27 protein-coding genes and 1 pseudogene are annotated in these 23,274 nt (G+C 68.1%); 16 read left to right on the forward strand and 12 right to left on the reverse strand.

Going from position 1 to position 23,274, the window contains the following annotated elements; translation table 11 throughout:
* Positions 1–29: 29 nt before the first annotated feature.
* The 6 genes from COC42_RS06125 (at position 30) to COC42_RS06150 (ending at position 4,891) form a co-directional block, all read left to right on the forward strand.
* The gene (locus COC42_RS06125) at positions 30–467 is read left to right on the forward strand and encodes an iron-sulfur cluster assembly scaffold protein (protein WP_096342297.1); all 438 of its coding nucleotides are present in this window, start codon (positions 30–32) and stop codon (positions 465–467) included.
* Complete coding sequence (locus COC42_RS06130; RefSeq protein ID WP_096342298.1) at positions 467–2,257, forward strand: cation:proton antiporter domain-containing protein; 1,791 nt, start codon at positions 467–469, stop codon at positions 2,255–2,257. The genes COC42_RS06125 and COC42_RS06130 overlap by 1 nt, the downstream gene beginning before the upstream one ends.
* Positions 2,254–2,583 (forward strand): DUF423 domain-containing protein, encoded by a 330-nt coding sequence (locus COC42_RS06135; protein WP_096342299.1) that lies wholly within the window; start codon positions 2,254–2,256, stop codon positions 2,581–2,583. Before COC42_RS06130 ends, COC42_RS06135 begins: the two co-directional genes overlap by 4 nt.
* A gap of 39 nt (positions 2,584–2,622) precedes the next feature.
* Positions 2,623–3,000, forward strand: a complete 378-nt coding sequence (locus COC42_RS06140) for a hypothetical protein (RefSeq protein WP_096342300.1) — start codon at positions 2,623–2,625, stop codon at positions 2,998–3,000.
* 76 nt (positions 3,001–3,076) lie between these two features.
* Positions 3,077–3,547 carry a Saro_0803 family transcriptional regulator gene (locus tag COC42_RS06145; RefSeq protein WP_096342301.1) on the forward strand — a complete coding sequence of 157 codons (471 nt, stop codon included), beginning with the start codon at positions 3,077–3,079 and terminating at the stop codon, positions 3,545–3,547.
* A 36-nt stretch (positions 3,548–3,583) separates the two neighbouring features.
* Complete coding sequence (locus COC42_RS06150) at positions 3,584–4,891, forward strand: MFS transporter (protein WP_245843881.1); 1,308 nt, start codon at positions 3,584–3,586, stop codon at positions 4,889–4,891.
* 1 nt (position 4,892) lies between these two features.
* Here the strand turns inward: COC42_RS06150 and COC42_RS06155 are convergent, their stop codons facing one another.
* Positions 4,893–5,435 carry a septal ring lytic transglycosylase RlpA family protein gene (locus COC42_RS06155; RefSeq protein WP_096342303.1) on the reverse strand — a complete coding sequence of 181 codons (543 nt, stop codon included), beginning with the start codon at positions 5,433–5,435 and terminating at the stop codon, positions 4,893–4,895.
* Positions 5,436–5,627: 192 nt separating this feature from the next.
* Between COC42_RS06155 and COC42_RS06160 the strand changes: the two genes are divergently transcribed.
* Together COC42_RS06160 and COC42_RS06165 are read left to right on the forward strand one after the other, a co-directional pair.
* Positions 5,628–6,254 (forward strand): SRPBCC family protein, encoded by a 627-nt coding sequence (locus tag COC42_RS06160; RefSeq protein WP_096342304.1) that lies wholly within the window; start codon positions 5,628–5,630, stop codon positions 6,252–6,254.
* Positions 6,254–7,432: a zinc-dependent alcohol dehydrogenase gene (locus COC42_RS06165; RefSeq protein ID WP_096342305.1), complete on the forward strand. Its 1,179-nt coding sequence runs from the start codon at positions 6,254–6,256 to the stop codon at positions 7,430–7,432. The genes COC42_RS06160 and COC42_RS06165 overlap by 1 nt, the downstream gene beginning before the upstream one ends.
* An 89-nt stretch (positions 7,433–7,521) precedes the next feature.
* Here COC42_RS06165 and COC42_RS06170 read toward each other — a convergent pair whose 3' ends face one another.
* From COC42_RS06170 to COC42_RS06190, 5 genes are read right to left on the reverse strand one after another with little or no spacing between them, the layout of a single operon-like run.
* Positions 7,522–8,298, reverse strand: coding sequence for an SDR family oxidoreductase (locus COC42_RS06170; RefSeq protein ID WP_096342306.1), 777 nt, complete (start codon positions 8,296–8,298; stop codon positions 7,522–7,524).
* A gap of 40 nt (positions 8,299–8,338) precedes the next feature.
* Positions 8,339–9,175 (reverse strand): S-formylglutathione hydrolase, encoded by an 837-nt coding sequence (fghA, locus tag COC42_RS06175; protein WP_096342307.1) that lies wholly within the window; start codon positions 9,173–9,175, stop codon positions 8,339–8,341.
* 2 nt (positions 9,176–9,177) lie between these two features.
* Positions 9,178–9,567: a VOC family protein gene (locus COC42_RS06180; RefSeq protein ID WP_096342308.1), complete on the reverse strand. Its 390-nt coding sequence runs from the start codon at positions 9,565–9,567 to the stop codon at positions 9,178–9,180.
* Positions 9,568–9,572: 5 nt separating this feature from the next.
* On the reverse strand, positions 9,573–9,950 hold the full coding sequence (locus COC42_RS06185; RefSeq protein ID WP_096342309.1) for a VOC family protein: 378 nt from the start codon (positions 9,948–9,950) through the stop codon (positions 9,573–9,575).
* A gap of 17 nt (positions 9,951–9,967) precedes the next feature.
* Complete coding sequence (locus COC42_RS06190; protein WP_096342310.1) at positions 9,968–11,080, reverse strand: S-(hydroxymethyl)glutathione dehydrogenase/class III alcohol dehydrogenase; 1,113 nt, start codon at positions 11,078–11,080, stop codon at positions 9,968–9,970.
* Between the two features lie 102 nt (positions 11,081–11,182).
* On the opposite strand from COC42_RS06190, the gene COC42_RS06195 reads away from it, so the two are divergent.
* The 6 genes from COC42_RS06195 (at position 11,183) to aat (ending at position 15,729) form a co-directional block, all read left to right on the forward strand.
* Positions 11,183–12,493 (forward strand): Y-family DNA polymerase, encoded by a 1,311-nt coding sequence (locus COC42_RS06195; protein ID WP_245843883.1) that lies wholly within the window; start codon positions 11,183–11,185, stop codon positions 12,491–12,493.
* A 59-nt stretch (positions 12,494–12,552) separates the two neighbouring features.
* A complete protein-coding gene (locus tag COC42_RS06200; protein WP_096342312.1) occupies positions 12,553–13,143 on the forward strand; it encodes a hypothetical protein in 591 nt (196 codons plus the stop codon).
* 167 nt (positions 13,144–13,310) lie between these two features.
* Positions 13,311–13,670 (forward strand): OmpA family protein, encoded by a 360-nt coding sequence (locus COC42_RS17610; protein WP_176484571.1) that lies wholly within the window; start codon positions 13,311–13,313, stop codon positions 13,668–13,670.
* Positions 13,671–13,736: 66 nt separating this feature from the next.
* Entirely contained in the window at positions 13,737–14,120 is a 384-nt protein-coding gene (locus COC42_RS06210; RefSeq protein WP_096342314.1) for a hypothetical protein, read from the forward strand.
* Positions 14,121–14,248: 128 nt separating this feature from the next.
* Entirely contained in the window at positions 14,249–14,971 is a 723-nt protein-coding gene (locus tag COC42_RS06215) for a ParA family protein (protein WP_096342315.1), read from the forward strand.
* Complete coding sequence (aat, locus tag COC42_RS06220) at positions 14,968–15,729, forward strand: leucyl/phenylalanyl-tRNA--protein transferase (RefSeq protein ID WP_096342316.1); 762 nt, start codon at positions 14,968–14,970, stop codon at positions 15,727–15,729. Before COC42_RS06215 ends, aat begins: the two co-directional genes overlap by 4 nt.
* A gap of 35 nt (positions 15,730–15,764) precedes the next feature.
* Here the strand turns inward: aat and COC42_RS18155 are convergent.
* The 6 genes and pseudogenes from COC42_RS18155 to COC42_RS06250 form a co-directional block, all read right to left on the reverse strand.
* Positions 15,765–16,247: pseudogene (locus COC42_RS18155) on the reverse strand (DUF2155 domain-containing protein); the annotation flags it as partial.
* Entirely contained in the window at positions 16,229–16,615 is a 387-nt protein-coding gene (locus tag COC42_RS06230) for an NADH:ubiquinone oxidoreductase subunit NDUFA12 (RefSeq protein ID WP_096342317.1), read from the reverse strand. The pseudogene COC42_RS18155 and the gene COC42_RS06230, both read right to left, overlap by 19 nt.
* A 79-nt stretch (positions 16,616–16,694) precedes the next feature.
* Positions 16,695–17,363, reverse strand: coding sequence for a DUF1013 domain-containing protein (locus tag COC42_RS06235; RefSeq protein ID WP_096343136.1), 669 nt, complete (start codon positions 17,361–17,363; stop codon positions 16,695–16,697).
* 122 nt (positions 17,364–17,485) lie between these two features.
* Positions 17,486–18,508 carry a glycosyltransferase family 4 protein gene (locus COC42_RS06240; protein WP_096342318.1) on the reverse strand — a complete coding sequence of 341 codons (1,023 nt, stop codon included), beginning with the start codon at positions 18,506–18,508 and terminating at the stop codon, positions 17,486–17,488.
* 17 nt (positions 18,509–18,525) lie between these two features.
* Positions 18,526–19,404 carry a UDP-2,3-diacylglucosamine diphosphatase gene (locus tag COC42_RS06245; protein WP_096342319.1) on the reverse strand — a complete coding sequence of 293 codons (879 nt, stop codon included), beginning with the start codon at positions 19,402–19,404 and terminating at the stop codon, positions 18,526–18,528.
* A 125-nt stretch (positions 19,405–19,529) separates the two neighbouring features.
* Complete coding sequence (locus tag COC42_RS06250; RefSeq protein ID WP_176484572.1) at positions 19,530–20,525, reverse strand: NAD(P)H-quinone oxidoreductase; 996 nt, start codon at positions 20,523–20,525, stop codon at positions 19,530–19,532.
* A 94-nt stretch (positions 20,526–20,619) separates the two neighbouring features.
* Here COC42_RS06250 and COC42_RS06255 point away from each other — a divergent pair, with 94 nt between their 5' ends.
* Positions 20,620–20,817 (forward strand): DUF1192 domain-containing protein, encoded by a 198-nt coding sequence (locus COC42_RS06255; protein ID WP_096343137.1) that lies wholly within the window; start codon positions 20,620–20,622, stop codon positions 20,815–20,817.
* 127 nt (positions 20,818–20,944) lie between these two features.
* Entirely contained in the window at positions 20,945–23,272 is a 2,328-nt protein-coding gene (clpA, locus tag COC42_RS06260; RefSeq protein ID WP_096342321.1) for an ATP-dependent Clp protease ATP-binding subunit ClpA, read from the forward strand.
* The last annotated feature ends 2 nt before the right edge of the window (positions 23,273–23,274 follow it).

The following is a 23,274-nucleotide window of genomic DNA, read 5'->3' on the forward strand; positions in this document are numbered from 1 at the left end:
GGCGCCCCCGTTGCCCTACATGGGACGGCGTGAGCGAGACCCTCTACAACCAGCAGATTCTCCGCCTCGCGGCGAGCGTGCCGTTCGACAGCCGCCTGGCCGACGCGCAGGGCTCGTCGGAGAAGCGCTCTCCCGTGTGCGGCAGCCGCGTCACCGTCGACGTATCGCTGGGTGACGATGGCCGTGTTACCGAGCTCGGTATGCGCGTGCGTGCCTGTGCACTCGGTCAGGCATCCGCAGCGCTGATGGCGGCGAACGCAACCGGGCGGACGGCCGAAGAAATCGCCGCGACGCGCGACGCCCTCGCCGCGTGGCTGGCCGGTCAGGGGCCGGTTCCCGACTGGCCCGAGCTTTCGATCTTCGCACCGGCGCTGCCCTACACTGCCCGTCACCCCTCAATCCGCCTCGCTTTCGAGGCGGCAGCCGAGGCGGCCGAAGCCGCCCGCCAACGGGTGCCCGCCGGCTGATGGCGGTGCATGGGGGGCTTTCGCTGGTTCGCGAATTTGCGCCGCTGCTCGGCGCGGGGCTGGTTTCTGTCCTCGCCTTTCGAAAGATGGGGCTGGGTGCGACGCTGGGGTTCCTCGTCGCGGGTGCTGTCGTCGGGCCACAGGTGCTGGGGCTGGTCGGCGATGCCGAGAGCAAGCTGACCTTCGCCGAACTTGGCATCACCCTCCTCCTCTTCATCGTGGGGCTGGAACTCAGCCCGGCGCGGTTGTGGCAGCTCAAGCGCGACATCTTCGGCCTCGGCCTGCTTCAGGTCGCGCTTTGCGGCCTCGCCGTCACTGCCCTGGTCCATCTCGCGGCGGGTTTCTCTTGGGCGGCCGCGCTCGCGCTCGGTCTGCCGCTCGCGCTCTCCTCGACCGCGCAGGTGCTGCCGATGCTGCAATCGGCGGGGCGCCTGCGTACCCCGTTCGGCGAGCGGACCTTCTCGGTCCTGTTGTTCCAGGACCTGTCGATCGTCCCGCTCATCACGATCATCGCGGCCTTGAGCCGCAACCCTGCCGACGCCGCGGGGCCGCCCGGCTGGCAGCTCGGCCTCTACACCGTGCTCGCGGTCGGCGGGCTGATCCTCGCCGGGCGCTTCATCCTCGGCCCGCTGTTCCGGCTGATCGGCAATCTCGGCGAGCGCGAGATGTTCGTGTTCGCCGGCCTGTTTACCGTCATTGCCGCTGCCGCGATCATGGAGGCGCTGGGGCTTTCGACCGCACTCGGCGCGTTCGTCGCCGGCGTGATGCTCGCCGACAGCCCTTATCGTCACGAGCTCGAGGCCGATGTCGAGCCGTTCCGCTCGATCCTCCTCGGCCTCTTCTTCCTCGCGGTCGGCATGATGCTCGACCTCAATGCTGTCGCCGCGCGGCCGGGCTTTGTCATCGGCATGGCGCTGGCGCTGGTCGCGGTAAAGGCGGCGGTGATCTTCGCCATCGGCCTCGGCTTTCGCATGGCGTGGCGAAAGGCGCTCGCGATGGGTCTGCTCTTGAGCCAGGGCGGCGAGTTCGGCTTCGTCCTCTTCGCCCAGGCGCAGAACGCCTATCTGATCGCGCCCGAGGCGGCGAGCCTGTTCGGCGCGATCGTCACCCTGTCGATGGCCACGACACCGTTTCTGATGATGTTCACCCGCCGCTTCCGCGCCGAGCCGGCCGCGGGCGACGGCCAGTCGCTGGAGCCGCCACGCCATGACGGGGCGAGCGCGATCGTCGTCGGCTATGGCCGCTTTGGCCAGACCGTGGCGCAGATGTTGATCGCTCAGGGGCTGTCGGTGACGCTGATCGACCGCGATCCCGAGATCATCGAGGTGGGCGGCAAGTTCGGGATGAAGGTCTATTATGGCGACGGCACGCGCCTCGACCTGCTGCGCCTCGCCGGGGCCGAGGATGCCGAGCTCATCCTGTTCTGCACCGACGGCGATCAGGTGACGCCCGACCTGCTCGAACTCGTCGCGCACGGCTATCCCAATGCCACGGTGATGACCCGCGTGTTCGACCGCCGCGCGATCATCGCGCTCAAGGATGCGCCGGTCGCGGGCATGTTCCGCGAGGTGTTCGAAAGCGCGATCGTCATGGCGCGCCAGGCGCTGCGCGCGGTCGGCGTCGATGATGGCGAGATCGAGCGGAGCGAGGACGAGTATCGCCGCATGGACGCCAAGCGGCTGGGCATCCAGGTCGAGGCCGGGGACATCTATGCCGCGCGCGACGTGGTGTTCAGCCAGGCGCGCCAGCGCAAGCTGCGCGAGAAGGCCGCTGCCGAGGAGGCCGGATGATGCTCGCACCGCTTGCCGCGCTGTCGGGCGCGATCGCCATCGCCGCGGGCGCGTTCGGCGCCCATGGGGCGAGCGGCCAGGCGGCAGAGTGGCTGCGTACTGGCGGCACCTATCAGCTCATCCACGCCGTCGCCGTGCTCGTCGCGGTACAGCAGCGGGCGACCGGCCCCGGCTGGGCGATGCTGGCGGGTGCGGCTGTCTTTGCGGGCACGCTCTATGCGATGGCGCTCGGGGCGCCGCGCTGGTTCGGCGCGATCACGCCGATCGGCGGCGCGGCGATGATCGCGGGTTGGCTGTGGCTCGCCTGGATGATGCTGAAACGCTGAGTTACGCGGCCTTAACCGGGCATCGCCAAGACTGGCGTGATGTACTCGATCACCACCGAACCGGCGCGCAAGCTGGTGCGCCTCAAGCTCATGGGCATGTTGTCGCGCGAGCAGGTCGCGGCGCTCTATCACGAGGAGCATCTGGCGATCCGCGCGATGCACTGCCGCCCCGGCGATCATCTGTGCATCGTCGATCTGACCGAGTGCCCGCTCCAGCTTCAGGACGTGGCCAACGCCTTTCAGCTCGGCATCAAGTCGGACGCCAAGGCGAAGCGATTGGCGATGTTCACCGGTCAGGCGCTGGGCCGGATGCAGGCCCGGCGCATCGCCCGCGAGCGTGACGAAGTGATGATCTTCGAGCGGCGCGAGGAGGCCGAGGCATGGCTGTTCGCCGACGAGGCGCGCAGCGCCGCCTGACCCGCACGGACAGGCGCGCACAAGCCCTCTCGACGAGAAACGTTGGCGACACTAACAATCATCGTCAATGAAGAGGATGAGGATCCGTGCAACCGCGGCCGCGACGTTGCCGTCCGTCGGCCATGCCGCCGACATCGGCGATCTTCGCGACATCGTCGGCTTTCACCTGCGCCTCGCTTATGGCGCGGTCTATCGCCACTTTGCCGAGACGTTCAGCCACCTCGACCTGACGCAAAAGCAGGTGTCGGTGCTGTGGCTGGTCGCTGACCATCCCGACATTGCCCAGACCGGCCTGGCCCAGCGGATGCGCATGGACCGCGCGACCACAATGGCGATCGTCAACCGGCTGGAGGCGCGCGGCTATCTCGTCCGCGGCAAGTCGGCGACCGACCGGCGCAAGCAGACGCTCAACCTGACCGACGCGGGCCGCGGGGCGCTGACCGTCGCCAAGGCCGCGGTGCGCGAGCACGAATCGTGGCTCAAGGCGCGCTACACGCCTGCAGAGGTCCAGACGTTGATCGAGCTGCTAACGCGACTGCACGAATAGGCCTCACGCCGGGCACGGCGGCGAACGAGAGGAAGCATGATGGGTCCGAGGGCGGCGATCGAACAGGGCCGGATGAGCGGCTGGCAATGGGCGGCGGTGGCCGTCACTGTCGGCCTCAATGCGCTCGACGGGTTCGACGTCTTGTCGATCAGCTTCGCCTCGCCAGGGATCGCGCGCGAATGGGGCACCTCGCCCTCGACGCTCGGCTGGATCCTGTCGATGGAACTGCTCGGCATGGCGGTCGGCTCGGTCCTCTTGGGCGGCGTTGCCGACATGGTTGGGCGAAGGCGGACGATCCTCGGCTGCCTCGTCGCGATGACGGCGGGCATGTGGGGTGCGGGGCAGGCGGGCGGCGTGGGCACGCTGCTCGCCTGGCGGCTGCTTACCGGGCTCGGCATCGGCGGGATGCTCGCGGCGATCAACGCCGCCGCGGCCGAGTTTGCGAACAAGCGCTGGTACAGCCTCGCCATGGCGCTGATGGTGATCGGCTATCCGATCGGCGGCGTGCTCGGCGGCCTCGCGGTGCAGGGCATCCTGGGCGCGGGCGGCGGCTGGCGCGACGTCTTCCACTTCGGCGCGATCGTCACCGCGCTGTTCATCCCCCTCACCTGGTTCCTGGTGCCCGAGACGATTGCCTTCCTCGACCGGCGCCAGCCGCCCGGCGCGCTCGAGCGGATCAACCGGACGCTCCGCCGCTTCGGCCATGCCGCGGTCGAGGCGCTGAGCCTGCGCGACACTGGCAGTCAGCGCGGATCGGTCGCCGACATCTTCGGCCCCACCCTGATCCGCACCACGCTCCTCATCACCCTCGCCTATTTCGCGCACATCATGAGCTTCTATTTCGTGCTCAAATGGGTGCCCAAGATCGTCGTCGACATGGGGTTCGAGGCCAAGGCGGCGGCGGGCGTGCTCACCTGGGCCAATGTCGGCGGGGCAAGCGGCGGCGCGCTGTTCGGCCTTGCCGCAATCCGCTTCGGGCTCAAGCGTCTGTCGATCGTCATCCTGTTCGCCTCGACGCTTCTCATCTTCGCCTTCGGGCAGGTGGCCGGCAATGTCGGGCTCGGCGCCCTGTCGGCGATGGTGCTGGCGACCGGTTTCTTCACCAATGCCGCGATCGTCGGGCTCTATACCCTCTTTGCGCGCGTCTTTCCGACACATGTGCGGGCGACCGGCACGGGCTTCGCCATCGGCATTGGCCGCGGCGGCGCGGCGCTCGCGCCGATCATCGCGGGCTATCTGTTCGAGGCGGGGCTGACGCTCGCCACCATCTCGCTGGTGATGGGGCTGGGGTCGGCCGTCGCAGCGGTGGCGCTGATCGCGATGCGCGAGAAGGACGCGGAGTGATCTAGCGGGTGCCCGCCGCAAGCTGCGCGCGCAGGTTGGCAAGGGTGCGCGCATCGACCGGCGGCAGGTCGCGCGCGGGCTTGCCCTTGCGCAGTCGCGCGCGATCGCGGTCGGCGGGATCGACCAGCCGCACCCGCACCGGCGCCGGGCCGCCCTGCCGCAGTCCCAGCGCGTCGGCCGCACCGCGCGACAGATCGATGATCCGCCGCCGTTCGGCGAACGGCCCGCGATCGTTGACGCGCACCACGATCCGCTGCCCCGTCGAGAGCGACGTCACCTCGACATAGCTCGGCAGCGGCAGGGTGGGATGCGCAGCGGTCAGCCATTTGGGACGGAACCGCTCGCCATTGGCGGTGCGGTTGCCCGATTCCGATCCGTACCAGCTGGCATAGCCGAGCATGTCGTAGGTCGGGTCTGCGGCGGGGACGTACGTGACACCGCGCACCCGGTAGGGCGCACCGACTTTGACGGGGAAGTCGGCGACGGGCCGCCCGCCGGCGCACGCGGAGAGGGTGAGGAGAGCGAGGAGACCGAGCCGGCGCATGGCCGCTCGATAGCTGCCCTCCCCTGCTTCGTCATCCCGGACTTGATCGGGGATCCCCCTTCTCCTCCGACGTGATCAAGCTAACCCACGTCAAGAACTTGCTTTTTCCTGCAGCCTTCCGGAACGCATGTCCCGCCGGCGCGGTTCTTCGCCCTGACCAAGGAGGATGCCCATGCCCCGGACCCCCGCCCGATGAAGGCCCCGAAGCCCCGGACCGCGCTTGCCATCGGCGCCGCCGCGATCGGCCTGCTCGCGCTCGCCCGCAGCAGCGCCAGGGACGCGCCCGCCGCCACCGGCGACGCACCCGGCCGCACCGCACGGCGCGAGCGCTTCGGCCGCTACCGTGTCGTCGGCAAGACGGTAACTGTCGCAAAGCCGTCGCGCGCGGAGCTGTTCGACTTCTGGCGCGACTTCACCAACCTGCCGGCGTTCATGGAGAATCTGAACGCCGTCCGCCCGCTGAGCGAAGGCCGCTGGGAATGGGAGATCGTCGCCCCCGGCGAGACGAGCGTGACGGTCGTCACCGAGATCGCGAGCGAGCGTGCGGGCGAACTCATCGCCTGGCGATCGGTAGAGGGTTCCCGCATCGACACCGAGGGTCGTGTCGCCTTTCGCGATGCCCCCGGCGGCCGCGGTACGCAGGTCGAGCTCGTCGTCGCCTATGTGCCTCCCGCGGGTCAGGCGGGGGTGGCGATCGCCAAGCTCCTCCAACGCGAACCCGCGCAGCAGGCGCGGCGCGATCTTCGCCGCTTCAAGGCGCTGATGGAAACGGGCGAGATCCCGACAAGCGACAACCGGATCGAGACGGAGAAAGCCTGATGCGCGCGCTCACCTATCACGGCAAGAAGGACGTCCGCGTCGACACCCATCCCGATCCCGGCATCGTCAATCCTCGTGACGCGATCATCAAGATCACCGCGACGGCGATCTGCGGGTCAGACCTCCACCTCTATGACGGCGTGATCCCGGGCCTGATGGCAGGTGACATTCTCGGCCACGAGTTCATGGGCGAGGTGGTCGAGACCGGCCCCGGCTCGACGCTCAAAAAGGGCCAGCGCGTCGTCGTCCCCTTCACCATCTCCTGCGGCAGCTGCTTCTTCTGCGAGAAGCAGCAATACAGCGCCTGCGACAATTCCAATCCCGTCGAGAAGCGCGAGATGTCCGAGACGCTCTACGGCCAGCCGATGAGCGGGCTGTTCGGTTATTCGCACATGACCGGCGGCTATCCCGGCGGCCAGGCCGAATATGTCCGCGTGCCGTTCAGTGACGTCGGCCCGATCGTCATCGAGAATGACGATCTGGAGGACGAGAAGGTCCTGTTCCTGTCCGACATCCTCCCCACCGGCTGGATGGCGGCGGAGAATGCCGCGATCGAGGGCGGCGATACCGTCGCGGTCTGGGGCGCGGGGCCGGTCGGGCTGTTCGCGGCGCAAAGCGCGAAGGTGATGAATGCCGAGCGCGTGATCGTCATCGACCACCACCCGCACCGGCTGGAACTCGCCAAGGGCCTCGGCTGCGAGACGCTCAATTTTCGCGAGGTGGACGTGCGCGAGGCGCTGCTCGAGATGACCGGCGGGATCGGCCCCGATGCGGTGATCGACGCGGTGGGAATGGAGGCGCACGGCTTCGCGATCGACAACATGCTCGACGTGGCCAAGCAGACGGTGGGCATCGGCGCAGATCGGGCAAGCGCCTTGAAACAGGCGCTGCTCGCCTGCCGCAAGGGCGGGCGCGTCTCGATCCCCGGCGTCTATGGGGGCATGACCGACAAGTTTCCCTTGGGCGCGCTGATGGAGAAGGGGCTGAAGATCGGCACAGGCCAGACCCATGTCCAGCGCTTTACCCACCTGTTGCTCGGCCTGATCGAGGAGGGGAAGATCGACACCACCTTCCTCATCAGCCACCGCCTGCCGCTCGAGGAGGCCCCCGACGGCTATTACAACTTCCGCAATTACCAGAATGAGTGGACGAAGGTGGTGCTGAAACCGGGCACTTAGGCCTCATGTCACCCCGGACTCGGTCCGGGGTGACGGAGCGGTTGCCGCTCACGCGTATCCCGGCGGAGGCCGAGGTCGACCTGCGGGCCTTATTCCGCGTAGATCATGCGCCGCGTCATCCCACCATCGACGACGATCTGCTGCCCCGTCACGAACCCCGCCCCCTCGCTCGCCAGCCAGGCCACGGTGGCGGCAATGTCACGCGGTTCGCCGACGCGGCCAACCGGGTGCTGGTCGCGGTCCACATCGCGATGCTCGGGCTTGGCCCGCGCCGACGCCTTCTGCCACGGCCCCGTCTCGATCCAGCCGGGGAGCACCGCATTGACCCGGATCGCCGGCCCCAGGCTGACCGCCAGCGCGTGGGTCATCGCGCAGAGCGCGCCCTTGGCCGCGGCATAGCCCTCGCAAAAGGGTTCCGACTGGAGCGCGCGGGTCGAGGCGATCAGGACGATGCTCGATCCGCTACGTTCGCGCAGCCGCGGCACCCCGCCACGCACCATCAGGAATGCGCCCGTCACATGGCTGTCCTGCCAGCGCCGCCAGTCGGCAAGGCTCGCCTCCTCGATCGGGCCGATAACCGGATCGGCGAGCCCGGCGTTCGAGACGATCAGGTCGATCCCCGCCCCCTCGCCCGCCGCCGCCTGCCAGGCGTCGATCGCCTTGTAGGCCGCCGCTACCGCCCGCTCGTCGGCGACGTCGCATGTGCGCGCGAGAAGGCGGTCGTCCGGCAGCTCGGCGGCGAGCTCGGCCACCGCTTCCTCGTCCAGGTCGAGCGCGGCGACGCGCCAGCCCTCGGCGAGCAGATGCTGGACCAGCCCCTTGCCGATCCCCTGCGCGCCGCCCGTCACCACCGCCGTCCGTGCCATCTTCGTCTCCCGTGCTGGCAGCGGGAAACGCGCGCGCGCGCTATTGGAGCCGCGCCGCGTGCCAGGCGAGGTGATCGGCCATGAAGGTCGAGATGAAGTAATAGCTGTGGTCGTAGCCCGGCTGCATCCGGAGCGTGAGGTCGATCCCCGCCGCGCTGCACGCCGCCGCGAGCCATTCGGGCCGCAGCTGCTCGCGAAGGAAATTGTCGGCCTCGCCCTGGTCGACGAGCAGCTCGGGCACCCGTGCGCCGTCCTCGATCAGCGCGACGGCGTCGTGCCGCCGCCACTTGGCGCGATCCTGACCCAGATAGCCGGTCAGCGCCTTTTCGCCCCACGGCACCCGACCGGGGGCAACGATCGGCGCGAAGGCGCTCACCGCACTGAAGCGCTCCGGATGACGCAGGCCGATCGTCAGCGCACCGTGCCCGCCCATCGAATGGCCCATGATCGACTGGCGCCCCATGTCGGCGGGAAAGGCCTCGCCGATCAGCGCGGGCAGTTCCTCGGTGACATAGGACCACATCCGGTAATGGCGGTCGAACGGCGCCTCGGTCGCATCGACGTAGAAGCCGGCGCCGAGGCCGAAGTCATAGGCGCCCGCCGGATCGTCGGGCACGCTCTCGCCGCGCGGGCTGGTGTCGGGCGCGACAAAGATCAGGCCGTGTTCGGCACAGGCGCGGCGATACTCGCCCTTCTCGGTGACGTTGGCGTGGGTGCAGGTCAGCCCCGAGAGGTACCAGACGACCGGCAACCGCGCCCCCGGCGCATGGTCGGGGACGAAGACCGAGAAGGTCATGTTGGTCCCCGTTGCCGACGACCGGTGGCGGTAGACGCCCTGCGTTCCGCCGAACGCGCGCGCTGTCGACACCGTCTCCACGGCTAGGGCCGCCAGATCGCGCAGAGCTTGTGGCCGTCGGGATCGCGGACATAGGACAGGTGCATCGGCCCCAGATTGCCGTCGCGCAGTCCCGGCGGGTCCTCGCATGTTGTGCCGCCATGGGCCACGGCGACATCGTGGAAGTCCTTCACCTGCTCGGCCGAGTGGCACTTGAACGCGATCGTGCCGCCGTTGGCGACGGTCGCGGGCTCGTCGTTAATCGGCTGGGTCAGGATGAACATCGTGCCGTCATGGATGTAGAGGAGGCGCGTGTGCCCGCTCGGCGCGATGTTGCGGATGGGCTCGCCCGCACCAAGCACGCCGAGCGTTGCATCGTAGAAGGCCTTCGACCGGTCGAGGTCGCTCGACCCGACCATGACGTGATTGAGCATCTTGGTTACTCCGTTACCTTGGCGAAGGCGCAGATCTTGTTGCCGTCCGGATCCCGAAGATACGCGCCATAGGCCTTTCCGGGCGCATTGGCGCGGCGTCCGGGCGGTCCTTCGCAGGTGCCGCCATTGGCGATCCCCGCCGCGTGGAAGGCATCGACCGCCGCCGCGTCGGGCGCGGCGAAGCCCACGGTACCGCCATTGGCGTGGCTGGCGGGCCGGCCATCGGCTGGCGTGCCGACGCCGAACGCGCCGCCCGGCCCCCGATAGAAGATCCGCGTCCCCGCATCGAAGCCCGGCCCCACCCCCAGCGGCGCCATCACCGCGTCGTAGAACTGCTTGGCGCGCTGGGGATCGTTCGACCCCAGCATGATGTGCGTGAACATCGTGATCCGCTCCTCCCTTAGTAAACAACGACGCTGCGGATGCTCTCGCCCGCATGCATCAGGTCGAAGCCCTTGTTGATCTCCTCGAGGCTCAGGACATGGGTGATCATCGGGTCGATCGCGATCTTCCCTTCCATGTACCAGTCGACGATCTTCGGCACGTCGGTCCGCCCCTTCGCCCCGCCGAACGCCGTCCCGCGCCAGTTGCGCCCGGTGACGAGCTGGAAGGGGCGCGTCGCGATCTCCTTGCCCGCCTCGGCCACGCCGATGATCACGCTCGTGCCCCAGCCACGATGGCAGCATTCGAGCGCGGTGCGCATCACTTCGACATTGCCGGTCGCATCGAAGCTGTAGTCGGCGCCGCCGTCGGTCAGCTCGACCACCTTCGCCACCACCTCCTCGCGGCTCATCCCCTTGGTATTCAGGAAGTGCGTCATGCCGAACTGGCGTCCCCACGCCTCGCGGTCGGGATTGATGTCGATACCGACGATTCGGCCCGCGCCCGCCAGCCGCGCACCCTGAATGACGTTGAGGCCGATGCCGCCAAGGCCGAACACGACGACATTGTCGCCGACCTGCACCCTGGCGGTGTTCACCACCGCGCCCACCCCCGTCGTCACGCCGCAGCCGACATAGCAGCTGGTCTTGAACGGCGCGTCGCGGCGGATCTTCGCCACCGCGATCTCGGGCAGCACGGTGAAGTTCGAGAAGGTCGAACAGCCCATGTAATGGAAGATCGGCTGGCCCTTGTAGGAAAAGCGCGTCGTCCCGTCGGGCATCAGCCCTTTTCCTTGGGTCGCGCGGATCGCGGTGCAGAGGTTGGTCTTGCCGCTGAGGCACGACTTACACTGGCGGCACTCAGGGGTGTAGAGCGGGATGACATGGTCGCCCGGCACCACGCTGGTCACGCCCGCTCCCACCTCGCGCACCACGCCGGCACCCTCATGGCCCAGCACGCTTGGGAAGATGCCTTCGCTGTCGAACCCGTCGAGCGTGTAGGCGTCGGTGTGGCAGATGCCCGTCGCCATGATCTCGACCAGCACCTCGCCGGCCTTGGGCCCCTCGAGGTCGAGTTCGACGATCTCGAGCGGCTGCTTCGCCTCGAACGCAACGGCGGCGCGGGTCTTCATGGGGCCTCTCCCTGAAACGCGGTAACGGCACCCCCTATGCGACAGGATTGCGCGCGTTGAAAGCGGGCTGCGCGAGGACGAATGTTCCTTTATTGTTCCCGCATGACGGTCGAGTCGCCCCCGCTGCTTGCGCTGCCCCCGCGGCCGCTTCGCTGGCTGTTCCTCGACCTCAACAGCTATTTCGCGAGCGTCGAGCAGCAATTGCAGCCCGAGCTGCGCGGCCGCCCGGTGATCGTCGCGCCGGTCGACAGCGACACGACGGTGGCGATCGCCGCCTCGATCGAGGCAAAGCGCTACGGCATCTCAACGGGCACACCGGTCTGGGAAGCGAAGCGGCTGTGCCGCTCGCTTGTCGTCACCCCCGCCCGCCACCGCCGTTATGTCGAGTTCCACGACGCGATCGTCGCCGAGATCTGGAAGCACGTGCCCGTCACGCACGTCTGCTCGATCGACGAGGTCGCCTGCCGCCTGCTCGACAACGAGAACGACCGCGACCACGCCGTCGCGCTCGCCCGGCGGATCAAGGCGGGCATCCGCGCCAATGTCGGCGAGTGCCTGCGCTCTTCGGTCGGGATCGCCCCCAATCGCCTGCTCGCCAAGCTCGCCTCGGACATGGAGAAGCCCGACGGGCTGACCGTCCTGGAAAGCGCCGAGCTGCCGCAGCGGCTATTCGCATTGAAGCTGCGCGACATCGCCGGGATCGGGCCGCGCATGGAAAGGCGGCTGGCGGTCGAGGGGATCAACGACATCGCCGAGCTGTGCGCCCGCCGCCCGCGCGATGCCGGGTCGGCCTGGGGTGGCACCGACGGCGACCGGCTCTGGTACCTGCTCCACGGCGTCGACCTCCCCTCCAAGCCGACGCAGAGCCGCACGATCGGCCACAGCCACGTCCTCAGCCCCTCGAAGCGGGGCCTCGAACCCACCCGCCTCACCGCGCGCCGGCTGGCGCTCAAGGCAGCGAGCCGGCTGCGGCGCAAGGGCTATCGCAGCCGTCTCCTGATCCTCCACGGGAAGTTCGAGGACGACAAATCGAACTGGCGCGCGTCGGTGAAGCTGCCCGCGACCGAGGACAGCTTCGTCATCCTCACCGCGCTCGACGGCCTCTTCCCTCGCCTTGCCGCCGCCGGGCGCGCGCGGCCGGGTGGCTTTCGCCTGCGCATGGTCGGGGTGACGCTGGCGGAGATCGAGCCGGTGACGGGCGAGCAGGCATCGCTGTTCGCGATGCTCGACCCCGACGATCCGCTGGCACGCGAGACGCGCGGCCTCGCGCTCAGTCGCGCGATGGACCGGGTGAACGAGCGCTTCGGGCGCAACGCCGTGACGGTCGGGCCGCTCGGTGGCGGCCGTATCGACCGGGTGGGCACCAAGATCGCCTTCGGCCGCATTCCCGAACTCGGCGAGTTCCACGAATAGGAACTTCATTGCCGGACAAGGGGTTGTTCGCCCGACGAAATGATCGACGGGAGTGATCGATGAAGGCTCGCCTGCTGCTTGCCGCCACGGCATCACTGACGCTCGCCGCCTGCAACGGCGGCGATCAGGACAAGGCGGCGAATGCCGAGTCGACGGCCACGTCGCGCAACGAAGCGGCGGATTTGACCCCCGAGGAAGCCGGGATCTTCGACAAGCTTCTGGGCGGCGGCCAGCCGATGAAGCTGTCGGCTGAGCAGCAACATCCCAATGGCGGCGTGCTCAAGATCAATTCGGTGCAGGTCAAGCCGACCGAGACGGTGGTCAACATGACCTATGTCAACGGCCACACGCGCGAGGTGCAGCTCAACTGGACGGCCAACAACAAGCGCACCTATCTGCTCGCCGACAACCGCAAGTTCTTCCTGTCGCCGCCCGTCACCGACGAGCGGGTGAAGATCCAGTCCGGGGCGACCGTGACCGGCGACCTCGTCTTCATCGGCGCAGTGCCGCAGACCAACCGGCTGCAGCTCGTCGTCAATGAGGATGGCGGGACCAGCGACTGGAGCTACAATCCGAAATACGTCCTCGACCTGCCCGTCACCAGCGCCGCCTGGTCCGACGACGGCTCAAAAAAAAAGTCAGCAGCCTAACGGCCTTCGCCGCGTCGCATTCGGAGCTGCGGTCGGCGGGCGGCAGCGCGAGCGGGGTTGAGGGCGGCGGGGTCGGACGCACCGCGCTGACCCAGGTCCAGTCGCTGCAGTCGGAGCTCAAGGCGACGCAGACCGATCGCGGCACCCTGATCGAGCTGCCCGGCGACGTGCTGTTCGACTATGACAAGGCGACGATCCGGCCCGACGCTCGCCCCACGCTCGACAAGCTGGCCGAGCTCATCAAGGCGCAGAATCCGCCCACTGTCGCGATCGAGGGGCATACCGACACCAAGGGCGACGACGCCTATAACCAGAAACTGTCCGAGGCGCGCGCGACTGCCGTACGTGACTATCTGATCGGCGTGCGGACGGTGGACGGTACCAAGCTGCAGACAAAAGGGCTCGGCGAACTGCGCCCGACCGCGCCGAATGCGCGCCCCGATGGCAGCGACGATGCGGCCGGGCGTCAGCGCAACCGCCGGGTCGAGGTGATCCTGTCGCCCGCGGAGGGTGCAGCGCAGCAATGATGTCGCCGCCGGAGCCCGTCTTCGCTCTTGACGCGGGATGTTGCATGCGCGAAGCGTCCGGCCCGTATGAAGCACATCCTCCCCTTGGTCGCGGCCCTCGCCGCGCTTCCCCTCGCCGCGTGTCAGAACGAGCCGGAAGTGGTCAACGCCCTTCCGCCGGACCCGCTTGCCGACCAGCTCGCCAACGCCGCGCCGGTCGAGCTTCCGCCCGCGATGAAGGGCTCGGTCAGCTTCCGCTGCCAGCCGGGCAACAGCCTCGTGTTCGTCGACTTCTTCCAGGGCGACAAGATGGCGAATCTGCGCACCGAGAAGGGTGGCACGCCGACGGTGCTCAAGGCCGATGAGGCTGGGCAGCCGCTGACGGCCGAGGGCGGCTATTCGCTGACCGGCGACATGGAGAACATCAAGGTCACGATCCCCGGCAAGGGCGACCTGACCTGCCACGTATGATCGCGCGGCATCGCTGAAGATCGAGAGGGCCGTCGCAGCGATGCGGCGGCCCTTTTTGCGTGCCGCCGCCCTTGCGCACGGCGGCGCTAGGCGGCAGCTTTGGCTCGGCATAGCAGGAGAAGAACGGCGTGGCGGTCGTCGCGATCTACAGCCTGAAAGGCGGCGTCGGGAAGACGACGCTGGCGGTCAACCTCGCCTGGTGCGCGGCGACGCTGTCGGCACGGCGGACCCTGGTCTGGGACCTGGATCCGCAAGCCGCCTCGACCTGGCTGCTCGGCGGCGGCGGAAAGGCGCGGGATCAGGCGCAGGCCGTCTTCACCCGCGATGTCGAGGTCGAGCAACTGATCCGCCCCACCCCGTATGACCGGATCGACCTCATTGGTGCAGATGCGTCGCTTCGCAGCCTCGACCGCCTGTTTCACGAACTCGACAAGAAGAAGCGGCTGGCCAAGCTCGTTGCCTCGCTCGACAAGGCCTATGACCGGTTGATCCTCGATTGCCCGCCGGGCCTTACCGAGACGAGCGAGCAGGTGATGCGCGCCGCCGACCTGATCGTCGTGCCCGTCAATCCCTCGCCGCTCTCGACCCGCGCGTTCGAGGAAGTGAAGCGCCATCTCGACGGCAAGAGCGGACGCGCCGCGCTGATGCCCGTCCACGCGATGGTCGATCGCCGGCGCAAGCTCCATGCCGAGGCGCTCGCCGCCGAACCCGACTGGCCCGTCATCCCGATGGCGAGCATGGTCGAAACCATGGCCGCGCGCCGCGCGCCGGTCGGCAGCTTCGCGCCAAAGAGCGCCGCCGCGCGTGCGTTCGGCGAGCTGTGGCAGGCGGTCGAGCGCCGGCTCGCATGACGCGACGGCTGTCGCTCTATCAGCGGCTCGATCCTGAGCTCGTCCTGCGCGCCTATGCGATGGGCGTGTTCCCGATGGCCGACCACCGCGACGCGCCCGGCGTCTACTGGGTGGAGCCGCGGATGCGTGGCATCCTCCCGCTCGACGGCTTCCGCCTGTCCCGTTCGCTTCGCAAGACGATCGCCCGCGACCGGTTTCGCGTTACTGCCGATCGCGCGTTCGACGCGATCGTCGGTCTATGCGCGGAAAGTGCCGAGGATCGGCCCGAGACCTGGATCAATCCGCCGATCGCACATGTTTTTGCGCGGCTGCACGAGATGGGCTTCGCCCATTCGGTCGAGGTTTGGGAGGGCGAGCGGCTGGTCGGCGGCCTCTATGGCCTCGCGCTCGGCCGTGCGTTTTTCGGCGAGAGTATGGTCAGCCGCGCGACCGATGCGTCGAAGGTCGCGCTCGCCTGGCTCGTCGCGCGGCTGCGCGTCGGCGGCTTCACCTTGCTCGACTGTCAGTTCCAAACCGATCACCTCCGCTCGATGGGCGCGGTGGAGATCAAGCGCGACGCCTATATGGCGTTGCTGGGTGAGGCGCTCGGTCCTTCGGCGGGTGGGCTGGTGGCAGGCGTCCCCTCGCTTTCGGGCTCGTTCGGCGCGCTCGATCGCCTCGGCGCCGCCTTCGACGTGGGTTCGCCTTTGCCGAGCGACACCGTCTCGGCGCCGCCCTCAGGAAAAGCCATCGTGCAGCTCTTGACCCAGACGTCGTAAATGGGGTGCTGGACGACGTTGAGCGCCGGCCGCTCCCGATAGAGCCAGCCCGAGAAGACGCGCCGCCACTTGCGGTCGCTGCCCTCGACGTCCAGCTGGACAAAGGCGCCGGTATATTGCTCGGGCTCCCACGGTCCCGTCCGCTCACAGGCGCGCAGGCGGACGACGACATTGCCCGCCCGCAGCGCCTGGCCCGGTCGCATCTGGAGCTCGCGGCTGTCGCCGTTGCGCTTGTTCAGCAGACCCAGCACCGCCACGCGCTGCGCCATGGGCGTCACGCCCTTCGTCGCGATCGTCGCGGTTTCGAGTGGAGCGACGACCTCGCCATTCGCCGCTTGGTCGGGACCGGCAACGTCGGGGCTGGGCAGCGAGGCGTTGGGGGGCGGCGCGGCCGCCGTCTCGGGCCCGGCGGCGCGGCGCCAGGCGGAAACGCCGAACCAGCCGCCAACCGCGATCAGCAGCACCGCCACGGCGGCGCCGACCCACTTCAGTCGCGGGCTCACGCCTCGGGCGACCATGCCTCATAATCGCCGGTCGCGCGCACGCGTTCGCCGCCCTTTTCGAGCGTGCCCGGCGGTCGATAGGCGAGCGGCGTGCCGGTCATGTTGGGCACCGGCGGCTTTTCCCACGCGCGCACAGGCGGCAGCGCACGGTCGGGCACGTCGTCGATCTGATGGTGCAGCCAGCTGAACCAGTCGGGCGGTACGCGGCTGGCGTCGTTCGATCCCTTGTAGATCACCCAGCGACGCGGGCGACCGGCGGTATCCTTCCCGCCCTGCCAATAGACATTGCCCTCGGCATCGGTGCCGACCTTGGTCTTGCCGCGCAGGCCCGCGAGCGTGCCGATGGTCGCGCCGTTCCACCAGGTGAAGATGTTGAGACCCATGTCACCACTCGTTTTGACGCCGCAGACGGTCGCCGCCCGCGCCGCCTTAGCGCGGGCGCGGGGGGCATGGCAAACGCGATCAGCGCTTGAACGGATCCTCGAACAGCGGGCGCGGCGCAGCTTCCTCGCCGACCTCGCCCGCGCGTGCGGCCGCCTCGCGCTCGGCGCGCAGCTGCTCGAGCAGTGCCTCGCGGTCCCCCTCCAGACGGGTGTCCTGGACTTGCTCGATCCCCGCCGCCTTGGCGGCCTTGGCCACGAGCGCGTCGAGCTCGCGCTGCGAGCAGAGGCCGAGCGTCACCGGGTCCTTCGGCGTGATGTTGCCGATATTCCAGTGCGTGCGGTCGCGGATCGCCGCGATCGTCGTGCGCGTGGTGCCGATCAGCTTGCCGATCGCGCCGTCCGAAATTTCGGGATGGTTGCGGATGATCCAGGCGATGCCGTCGGGCTTGTCCTGCCGCTTGCTGACCGGAGTGTAGCGCGGCCCCTTGGTGCGGCGGACCTGTTCGGGCCCCTTCAGCATCTGGAGTCGATAGTCGGGGTCGGCCTGCCCCTTCTCGATCTCCTCCATCGTCAATTCATGTGCGCGAACGGGATCGCGGCCGGTCAGCTTGGTGGCGGCGGTATCGTCGGCGATCGCCTGAACCTCGAGGATGTGGAGGCCGCAGAACTCGGCGATCTGCTCGAACGAGAGCGCAGTGTTGTCGACCAGCCAGGAAGCGGTCGCATGCGGCATGAGCGGCTGGGCCACGGCCAAGTCTCCGATTGCAAAAACAACAAGGGCCACCCGTCGCCGGGTGGCCGCTAACGCACCTGATCTAGTGGAAGCGCCGCGCAAGCACAAGCGGGTGCTGAAGAAGCGGTCGTCCGCTCTCAGGCCGCCACCGCCGTCCTGTGGATTGGAACCAGCGCGGCGTGGAACTGCGCCGCGCTGGCTTCCCAGGTGAACGTCCGGCCATAAGCGGCGCAGGCGCCCCGGTCGCGCGTCAGTGCCGCGGCGATCGCGGCGTCGAGGTCCTCGTCCATCGCCCCTGTTTCCGGCGTCAGCACATCAACCGGACCGGTCACCGGATAGGCAGCGACCGGCGTGCCGCAGGCCAGCGCCTCGATCATGACGAGGCCGAAGGTGTCGGTGCGGCTGGGAAAGACGAACACGTCGGCGGCGGCGTAGCAGGCGGCCAGCTCGTCGCCGAAGCGTGCGCCAAGAAACACCGCATCGGGATAGCGCGCCTCGAGCTCGGCCCGCGCCGGTCCGTCGCCAACGACGACGCGGGTGCCGGGCTGGCGCGTCCTGAGGAACGCCTCAAGATTCTTCTCGATCGCAACGCGCCCGACATAGAGCTGGACCGGCCCAGAGAGGCGGGCGAGTTCGGGATGCGGCGTCACAGCCGGATGGAAACGCGAGAGATTGACCCCCCGGCCCCAGTGTCGCACCTGCACAAGGCCATGTCCCTCCAGCGTCCGCCGGATCGAGGCGGTCGAAGCGAGCACCGCGCGCGCGGGCGCATGGAACCAGCGGATATAGCGCCAGATCCACTCGGCCGGCACGCCCGACCGCGCTGACACATAGTCCGGAAACTGCGTGTGATAGGCCGTGGTGAAGGGATATCCGTGGCGCAGGCACCAGCGCCGCGCCGCGACGCAGACCGGCCCCTCGGTCGCCAGGTGAATCGCGTCGGGGCCAAAGTCCTCGAGTATCGAGCCGACCGCGCCCGTCGTCGCCATGGCGAGGCGGATCTCGGGATAGGTCGGGCACGGCAGCGAGTAGAAGCGATCGGGCGACACGACCTCGATCGAATGCCCCTGCCGCTCGAGCACGGCGCGGATCGACTTCAGCGTGCGGACGACGCCATTGACCTGCGGCTCCCAGGCGTCGGTGACGATGGCGATTCGCATGGGCGCGCCCGACGCGATCAGGCCGCTGCCCGCGTCGTCGCGGCCGCTTCCGCCGCCTCCCTCGCCCGGATCTCGTCCGCCCAGTGCAGAATCTCCATGCGGCCGTCGTCATGCTCGACCAGGGCGGTGCAGCCCTCGACCCAGTCGCCGTCGTTGTAATAGTCGATTCCGTCAATCCGGCGATAGTCCGCGGTGTGGATATGCCCGGCGATCACCCCGTCGACGCCGCGCGCCTTGGCCTCATGCGCGACGATCTCCTCGAACTTCGAGATGAACTCGACCGCGTTCTTGACCTTGTGCTTGGCGTATTTGCTGAGCGACCAATAGGGGAGCCGCATGACCCGGCGATAGACGTTCACCCAGCGGTTGAGCGTCATCATCAGGTGATAGGCGGCGTCCCCGGCATGGGCGAGCCAGCGATGCGACAGCGTGATCGCGTCGAACTCGTCGCCGTGCAGGACGAGCAGGCGGCGCCCGTCGGCAGTGGTGTGGATCGCCTGCCGCTTGATCTTCACGCCGCCGAAGTCGAGCCCGGTGAACTGGCGGAACATCTCGTCATGATTGCCGGGAATATAGACGATGCGCGTGCCGCGCTTGGCACGCTTCATGATCCGCCAGACGATGTCGTTGTGACTGGCGGGCCAGTAGAACTTCTTCTTGAGCTGCCACCCGTCGAAGATGTCGCCGACCAGGTACATCGTCTCGCTGTCGACATGGTCGAGGAAGTCGATGAGCATGTCGGCATTGCACCCGCGCGTGCCGAGATGGACGTCGCTGATCCAGACGGTGCGATAGCGCCGCCGGACGATGTCGCCGCGTTCCGGCCGGTGCGGCTGCGAGGCATGGAAGTCGGCAAGGTCGGCGGCGTCGAACGGCAGCTTGGTGACGGTGCCCATGGCGTGTTCCCCGGCAAGCTTCTGGCTCCCACGGCCATGGGCGAGGATTGTTACACGGCGGCGGCGGGAGGGTTACGGGGGTGTGATGGCCATCGACCTCCCCTCTCTGAAGAATGGGAGCGTGATCAGATCGTCAGCACGATCTTTCCCACATGGTCCCCCGCCTCCATCCGCGCATGCGCCTCCGCCGCGCACGCCAGCGGGAACGTCCGGTCGATGACCGGCTTCAGCCGGCCAGCCTCTACATGCGGCCAGACGGTGCGGGCGAGTTCGTCGGCGACCATCGACTTGAAGCCAGTATCGCGCGGGCGAAGCGTCGAGCCCGTCAGCGTCAGGCGCCGGCGCATGATGTCGAAGATCGGGATCGTCGCCTCCGCGCCCCGCTGCACCGCGATCGACACATGGCGGCCGTCCTCGGCCAGGCATTTGAGGTTGCGCGGCAGATAGTCGCCGCCGACCATGTCGAGCACGACCTGCACGCCGCGCCCGCCGGTGATCCGCGTCACCTCATCGACGAAATCGGCGGCCTTGTAGTCGATCGCATGATCGGCGCCGAGTTCGAGCGCGCGGGCACATTTGCCTGCCGAGCCAGCGGTGACGATGATCTCGACCCCGAACAGCTTGCACAGCGCAATCGCCATCGTGCCGATGCCGCTGGTCCCGCCATGGACGAGCACCGTGTCCCCTTCCGCCGCGAAGCCGCGCTCGAACAGGTTGGTCCAGACGGTGAACAGCGTCTCCGGGATCGCCGCCGCCTCGACCATCGACAGCACGTCGGGGACGGGCAGGCACTGGCCGGCGGGCGCAAGGCAGTATTCGGCATAACCGCCGCCTGCCACCAGCGCGCACACGGGCTGGCCGATCAGCGCGGGCTCCACGCCCTCGCCCACCGCGACGACCTCGCCTGCGATCTCGAGCCCTAGGATCGACGGCGCGCCCGGCGGCGGCGGATAGCCGCCCTTGCGCTGCAGCACGTCGGGGCGGTTGACGCCCGCGGCCGCGACGCGGATCAGCACCTCCCCCTCGCCAGGCCGCGGTACCGGGCGTTCGGACACGACCAGCACCTCGGGGCCGCCGGACGCGGCCGGATCGATCGCACGCATAACATCCGGTACGTTCATGCCCCGCCCCCTCAGCATCACCCGGCCCCCCTGTTCGGCCATGGTGAATCCCGCGCTTATTGACATCGCGGCCCATGCGGTCAACGCTTGGGGGATGGACGCCGACGATATTTTGCCGCGCCGCAGCTACGATCCCGTCGCGATGCTGGCGCGCCAGGATCTCGATCCCATGTCGATTGAGGAGCTGGGCGCTCGCATCGCCGCGCTTGAGGCAGAGATTGCGCGGGTCAAGGCGCACCGCGACCGGGCCGGCAGTCATCGATCGAGCGCAGAGGCGCTGTTCCGCCGATGATCGCGCGCCGCGCCATCCTAGTGCGGCCCCCTGCCCTCACTGCCGACTTGCACACCGCGCCGGCGCACCCGACATTGCACTTCCGGGTCGCGAGTCCCCAAGCGGCCCCACCGGAGTAACTTCCCCAATGCCGTCCTTCGCATCCGCCCTCGAATCCACGCTGCACAAGGCGCTGGAGGCCGCGTCCTCGCGCCGCCACGAATATGCGACGCTCGAACACCTGCTGCTCGCGCTCGTCGATGACGAGCACGCCTCGAAGGTGATGAGCGCATGCGGCGTCGATCTGGGCGAGCTCAAGACCACAGTCGCCCACTATCTCGACACCGAGCTCGAGGCGCTGAAGGTCGACAGCGTCACCGATCCCTCGCCCACCAGCGGCTTCCAGCGCGTCGTCCAGCGCGCGATCCTCCACGTCCAGTCCTCGGGCCGCGACGAGGTGACGGGCGCCAACGTCCTCGTCGCCCTGTTCAGTGAGCGCGAGAGCTATGCCGTCTATTTCCTGCAGCAGCAGGATATGAGCCGCCTCGACGCGGTCAGCTATATCAGCCACGGCGTCGGCAAGGGCGGCACGCCTACCGAAGCGCGCGAGGTGAAGGGCGCCGAAGAGGAGAAGCCGCAGGCCAAGCAGGCGGAAAAGAACCAGAAGGGCGAAAGCGCGCTCAAGCAGTTCACCGTCGACCTCAATGAAAAGGCCAGGAACGGCAAGGTCGATCCGCTGATCGGCCGCGGGCCGGAGGTCGATCGCACCGTCCAGATCCTCTGCCGCCGGTCGAAGAACAACCCGCTCTATGTCGGTGATCCCGGCGTCGGCAAGACCGCCATCGCCGAAGGGCTTGCGCGCAAGATCGTCGAGGGCGACGTGCCCGACGTGCTGCGCGAGGCGGTGATCTACTCGCTCGACATGGGCGCGCTGCTCGCCGGCACGCGCTATCGCGGCGATTTTGAGGAGCGGCTGAAGCAGGTGGTGTCGGAGCTCGAGAAGCTGCCGCACGCGGTGCTGTTCATCGACGAGATCCATACCGTGATCGGCGCCGGTGCAACCAGCGGCGGCGCGATGGACGCCTCGAATCTCCTGAAGCCGGCGCTGTCGGGCGGAACGATCCGATGCATCGGCTCAACCACCTACAAGGAGTTCCGGAACCACTTCGAAAAGGATCGCGCCCTGCTGCGCCGGTTCCAGAAGATCGACGTCAACGAGCCGACCGTCGAGGACACGATCAAGATCCTCGCCGGCCTTCGCTCGGCGTTCGAGGAGCATCATTCGGTCAAGTACACGCCGGACGCGATCAAGTCGGCGGTCGAACTGTCGAGCCGATACATCAACGACCGCAAGCTGCCCGACAAGGCGATCGACGTGATCGACGAAGTGGGCGCGATGCAGATGCTGGTGCCGCCCTCGAAGCGCAAGAAGGTCATCACGCCCAAGGAGATCGAGGCCGTCATCGCGACGATGGCGCGCATCCCGCCCAAGACGGTGTCGAGCGACGACACGCGCGTGCTCGCCAATCTCGAGACCGACCTGAAGCGCGTGGTGTTCGGGCAGGACACCGCGATCGAGGTGCTGTCGTCGGCCATCAAGCTCAGCCGTGCGGGCCTGCGCGATCCCGACAAGCCGATCGGCAACTACCTCTTCTCCGGCCCCACCGGCGTCGGCAAGACCGAGGTCGCCAAGCAGCTGGCCGAGATCATGGGCATCCCACTTCAGCGGTTCGACATGTCCGAATATATGGAGCGCCATTCGGTCAGCCGGCTGATCGGTGCGCCCCCGGGCTATGTCGGCTATGACCAGGGCGGCCTGTTGACGGATGCGGTCGATCAGAACCCGCACAGCGTGCTGCTGCTCGACGAGATCGAGAAGGCGCACCCAGACCTTTTCAACATCCTGTTGCAGGTCATGGACAACGGCAAGCTGACCGATCACCACGGCAAGACCGTCGATTTCCGCAACACCATCCTCATCATGACCACCAATGCGGGTGCGTCGGACATGGCGAAGGAATCGATCGGCTTCGGCGAGATCGCGCGCGAGGATGTGCAGGAGGAGGCGGTGAAGAAGCTCTTCACCCCCGAATTCCGCAACCGCCTCGATGCGATCGTGCCGTTCGCCTATCTGCCGCCGGCAGTGGTCAACCGCGTCGTCGACAAGTTCATCCTCCAGCTTGAGCTCCAGCTCGCCGACCGCGGCGTCCATATCCGCCTCGACGACGAATCGAAGACGTGGCTGACCGAGCGCGGCTATGACAAGCTCTATGGCGCGCGCCCGATGGGCCGCCTGATCCAAGAGAAGATCAAGCAGCCGCTGGCCGAGGAGCTTTTGTTCGGCAAGCTCGTCCATGGCGGCGAGGTGAGCGTGAAGCTCAAGGACAATGCGCTCAGCTTCGAGATCGTCCCTGCTCCGCCCAAAAAGGCAAAGAAGAAGGGCGGCAAGCGGTCGGAAGCAGCCAAGGCGGACTGAAC

This window comes from Sphingomonas spermidinifaciens (assembly GCF_002351485.1).
Classification (GTDB): domain Bacteria; phylum Pseudomonadota; class Alphaproteobacteria; order Sphingomonadales; family Sphingomonadaceae; genus Sphingomonas; species Sphingomonas spermidinifaciens.

Bases quoted from the DNA above. Each gene is read 5' to 3' on its own strand.
- COC42_RS06210 (WP_096342314.1), top strand. From the start codon at position 13,737: ATGAAGCACATCCTCCCCTTGGTCGCGGCCCTCGCCGCGCTTCCCCTC.
- COC42_RS06230 (WP_096342317.1), bottom strand. From the start codon at position 16,615: ATGGGTCTCAACATCTTCACCTGGTGGAACGGCGCGACCATCGGCACG.
- COC42_RS06185 (WP_096342309.1), bottom strand. From the start codon at position 9,950: ATGTTCACGCACATCATGCTGGGGTCGAACGATCCCCAGCGCGCCAAG.
- COC42_RS06240 (WP_096342318.1), bottom strand. From the start codon at position 18,508: ATGCGAATCGCCATCGTCACCGACGCCTGGGAGCCGCAGGTCAATGGC.
- COC42_RS06170 (WP_096342306.1), bottom strand. From the start codon at position 8,298: ATGGCACGGACGGCGGTGGTGACGGGCGGCGCGCAGGGGATCGGCAAG.
- COC42_RS06245 (WP_096342319.1), bottom strand. From the start codon at position 19,404: ATGGGCACCGTCACCAAGCTGCCGTTCGACGCCGCCGACCTTGCCGAC.
- COC42_RS06145 (WP_096342301.1), top strand. From the start codon at position 3,077: ATGAGGATCCGTGCAACCGCGGCCGCGACGTTGCCGTCCGTCGGCCAT.
- COC42_RS06150 (WP_245843881.1), top strand. From the start codon at position 3,584: ATGATGGGTCCGAGGGCGGCGATCGAACAGGGCCGGATGAGCGGCTGG.
- COC42_RS06200 (WP_096342312.1), top strand. From the start codon at position 12,553: ATGAAGGCTCGCCTGCTGCTTGCCGCCACGGCATCACTGACGCTCGCC.
- COC42_RS06190 (WP_096342310.1), bottom strand. From the start codon at position 11,080: ATGAAGACCCGCGCCGCCGTTGCGTTCGAGGCGAAGCAGCCGCTCGAG.
- COC42_RS06180 (WP_096342308.1), bottom strand. From the start codon at position 9,567: ATGCTCAATCACGTCATGGTCGGGTCGAGCGACCTCGACCGGTCGAAG.
- COC42_RS06195 (WP_245843883.1), top strand. From the start codon at position 11,183: ATGACGGTCGAGTCGCCCCCGCTGCTTGCGCTGCCCCCGCGGCCGCTT.
- clpA (WP_096342321.1), top strand. From the start codon at position 20,945: ATGCCGTCCTTCGCATCCGCCCTCGAATCCACGCTGCACAAGGCGCTG.
- aat (WP_096342316.1), top strand. From the start codon at position 14,968: ATGACGCGACGGCTGTCGCTCTATCAGCGGCTCGATCCTGAGCTCGTC.
- COC42_RS06155 (WP_096342303.1), bottom strand. From the start codon at position 5,435: ATGCGCCGGCTCGGTCTCCTCGCTCTCCTCACCCTCTCCGCGTGCGCC.
- COC42_RS06140 (WP_096342300.1), top strand. From the start codon at position 2,623: ATGTACTCGATCACCACCGAACCGGCGCGCAAGCTGGTGCGCCTCAAG.
- COC42_RS06130 (WP_096342298.1), top strand. From the start codon at position 467: ATGGCGGTGCATGGGGGGCTTTCGCTGGTTCGCGAATTTGCGCCGCTG.
- COC42_RS06135 (WP_096342299.1), top strand. From the start codon at position 2,254: ATGATGCTCGCACCGCTTGCCGCGCTGTCGGGCGCGATCGCCATCGCC.
- COC42_RS06250 (WP_176484572.1), bottom strand. From the start codon at position 20,525: ATGAACGTACCGGATGTTATGCGTGCGATCGATCCGGCCGCGTCCGGC.
- COC42_RS06165 (WP_096342305.1), top strand. From the start codon at position 6,254: ATGCGCGCGCTCACCTATCACGGCAAGAAGGACGTCCGCGTCGACACC.
- COC42_RS06160 (WP_096342304.1), top strand. From the start codon at position 5,628: ATGAAGGCCCCGAAGCCCCGGACCGCGCTTGCCATCGGCGCCGCCGCG.
- COC42_RS06255 (WP_096343137.1), top strand. From the start codon at position 20,620: ATGGACGCCGACGATATTTTGCCGCGCCGCAGCTACGATCCCGTCGCG.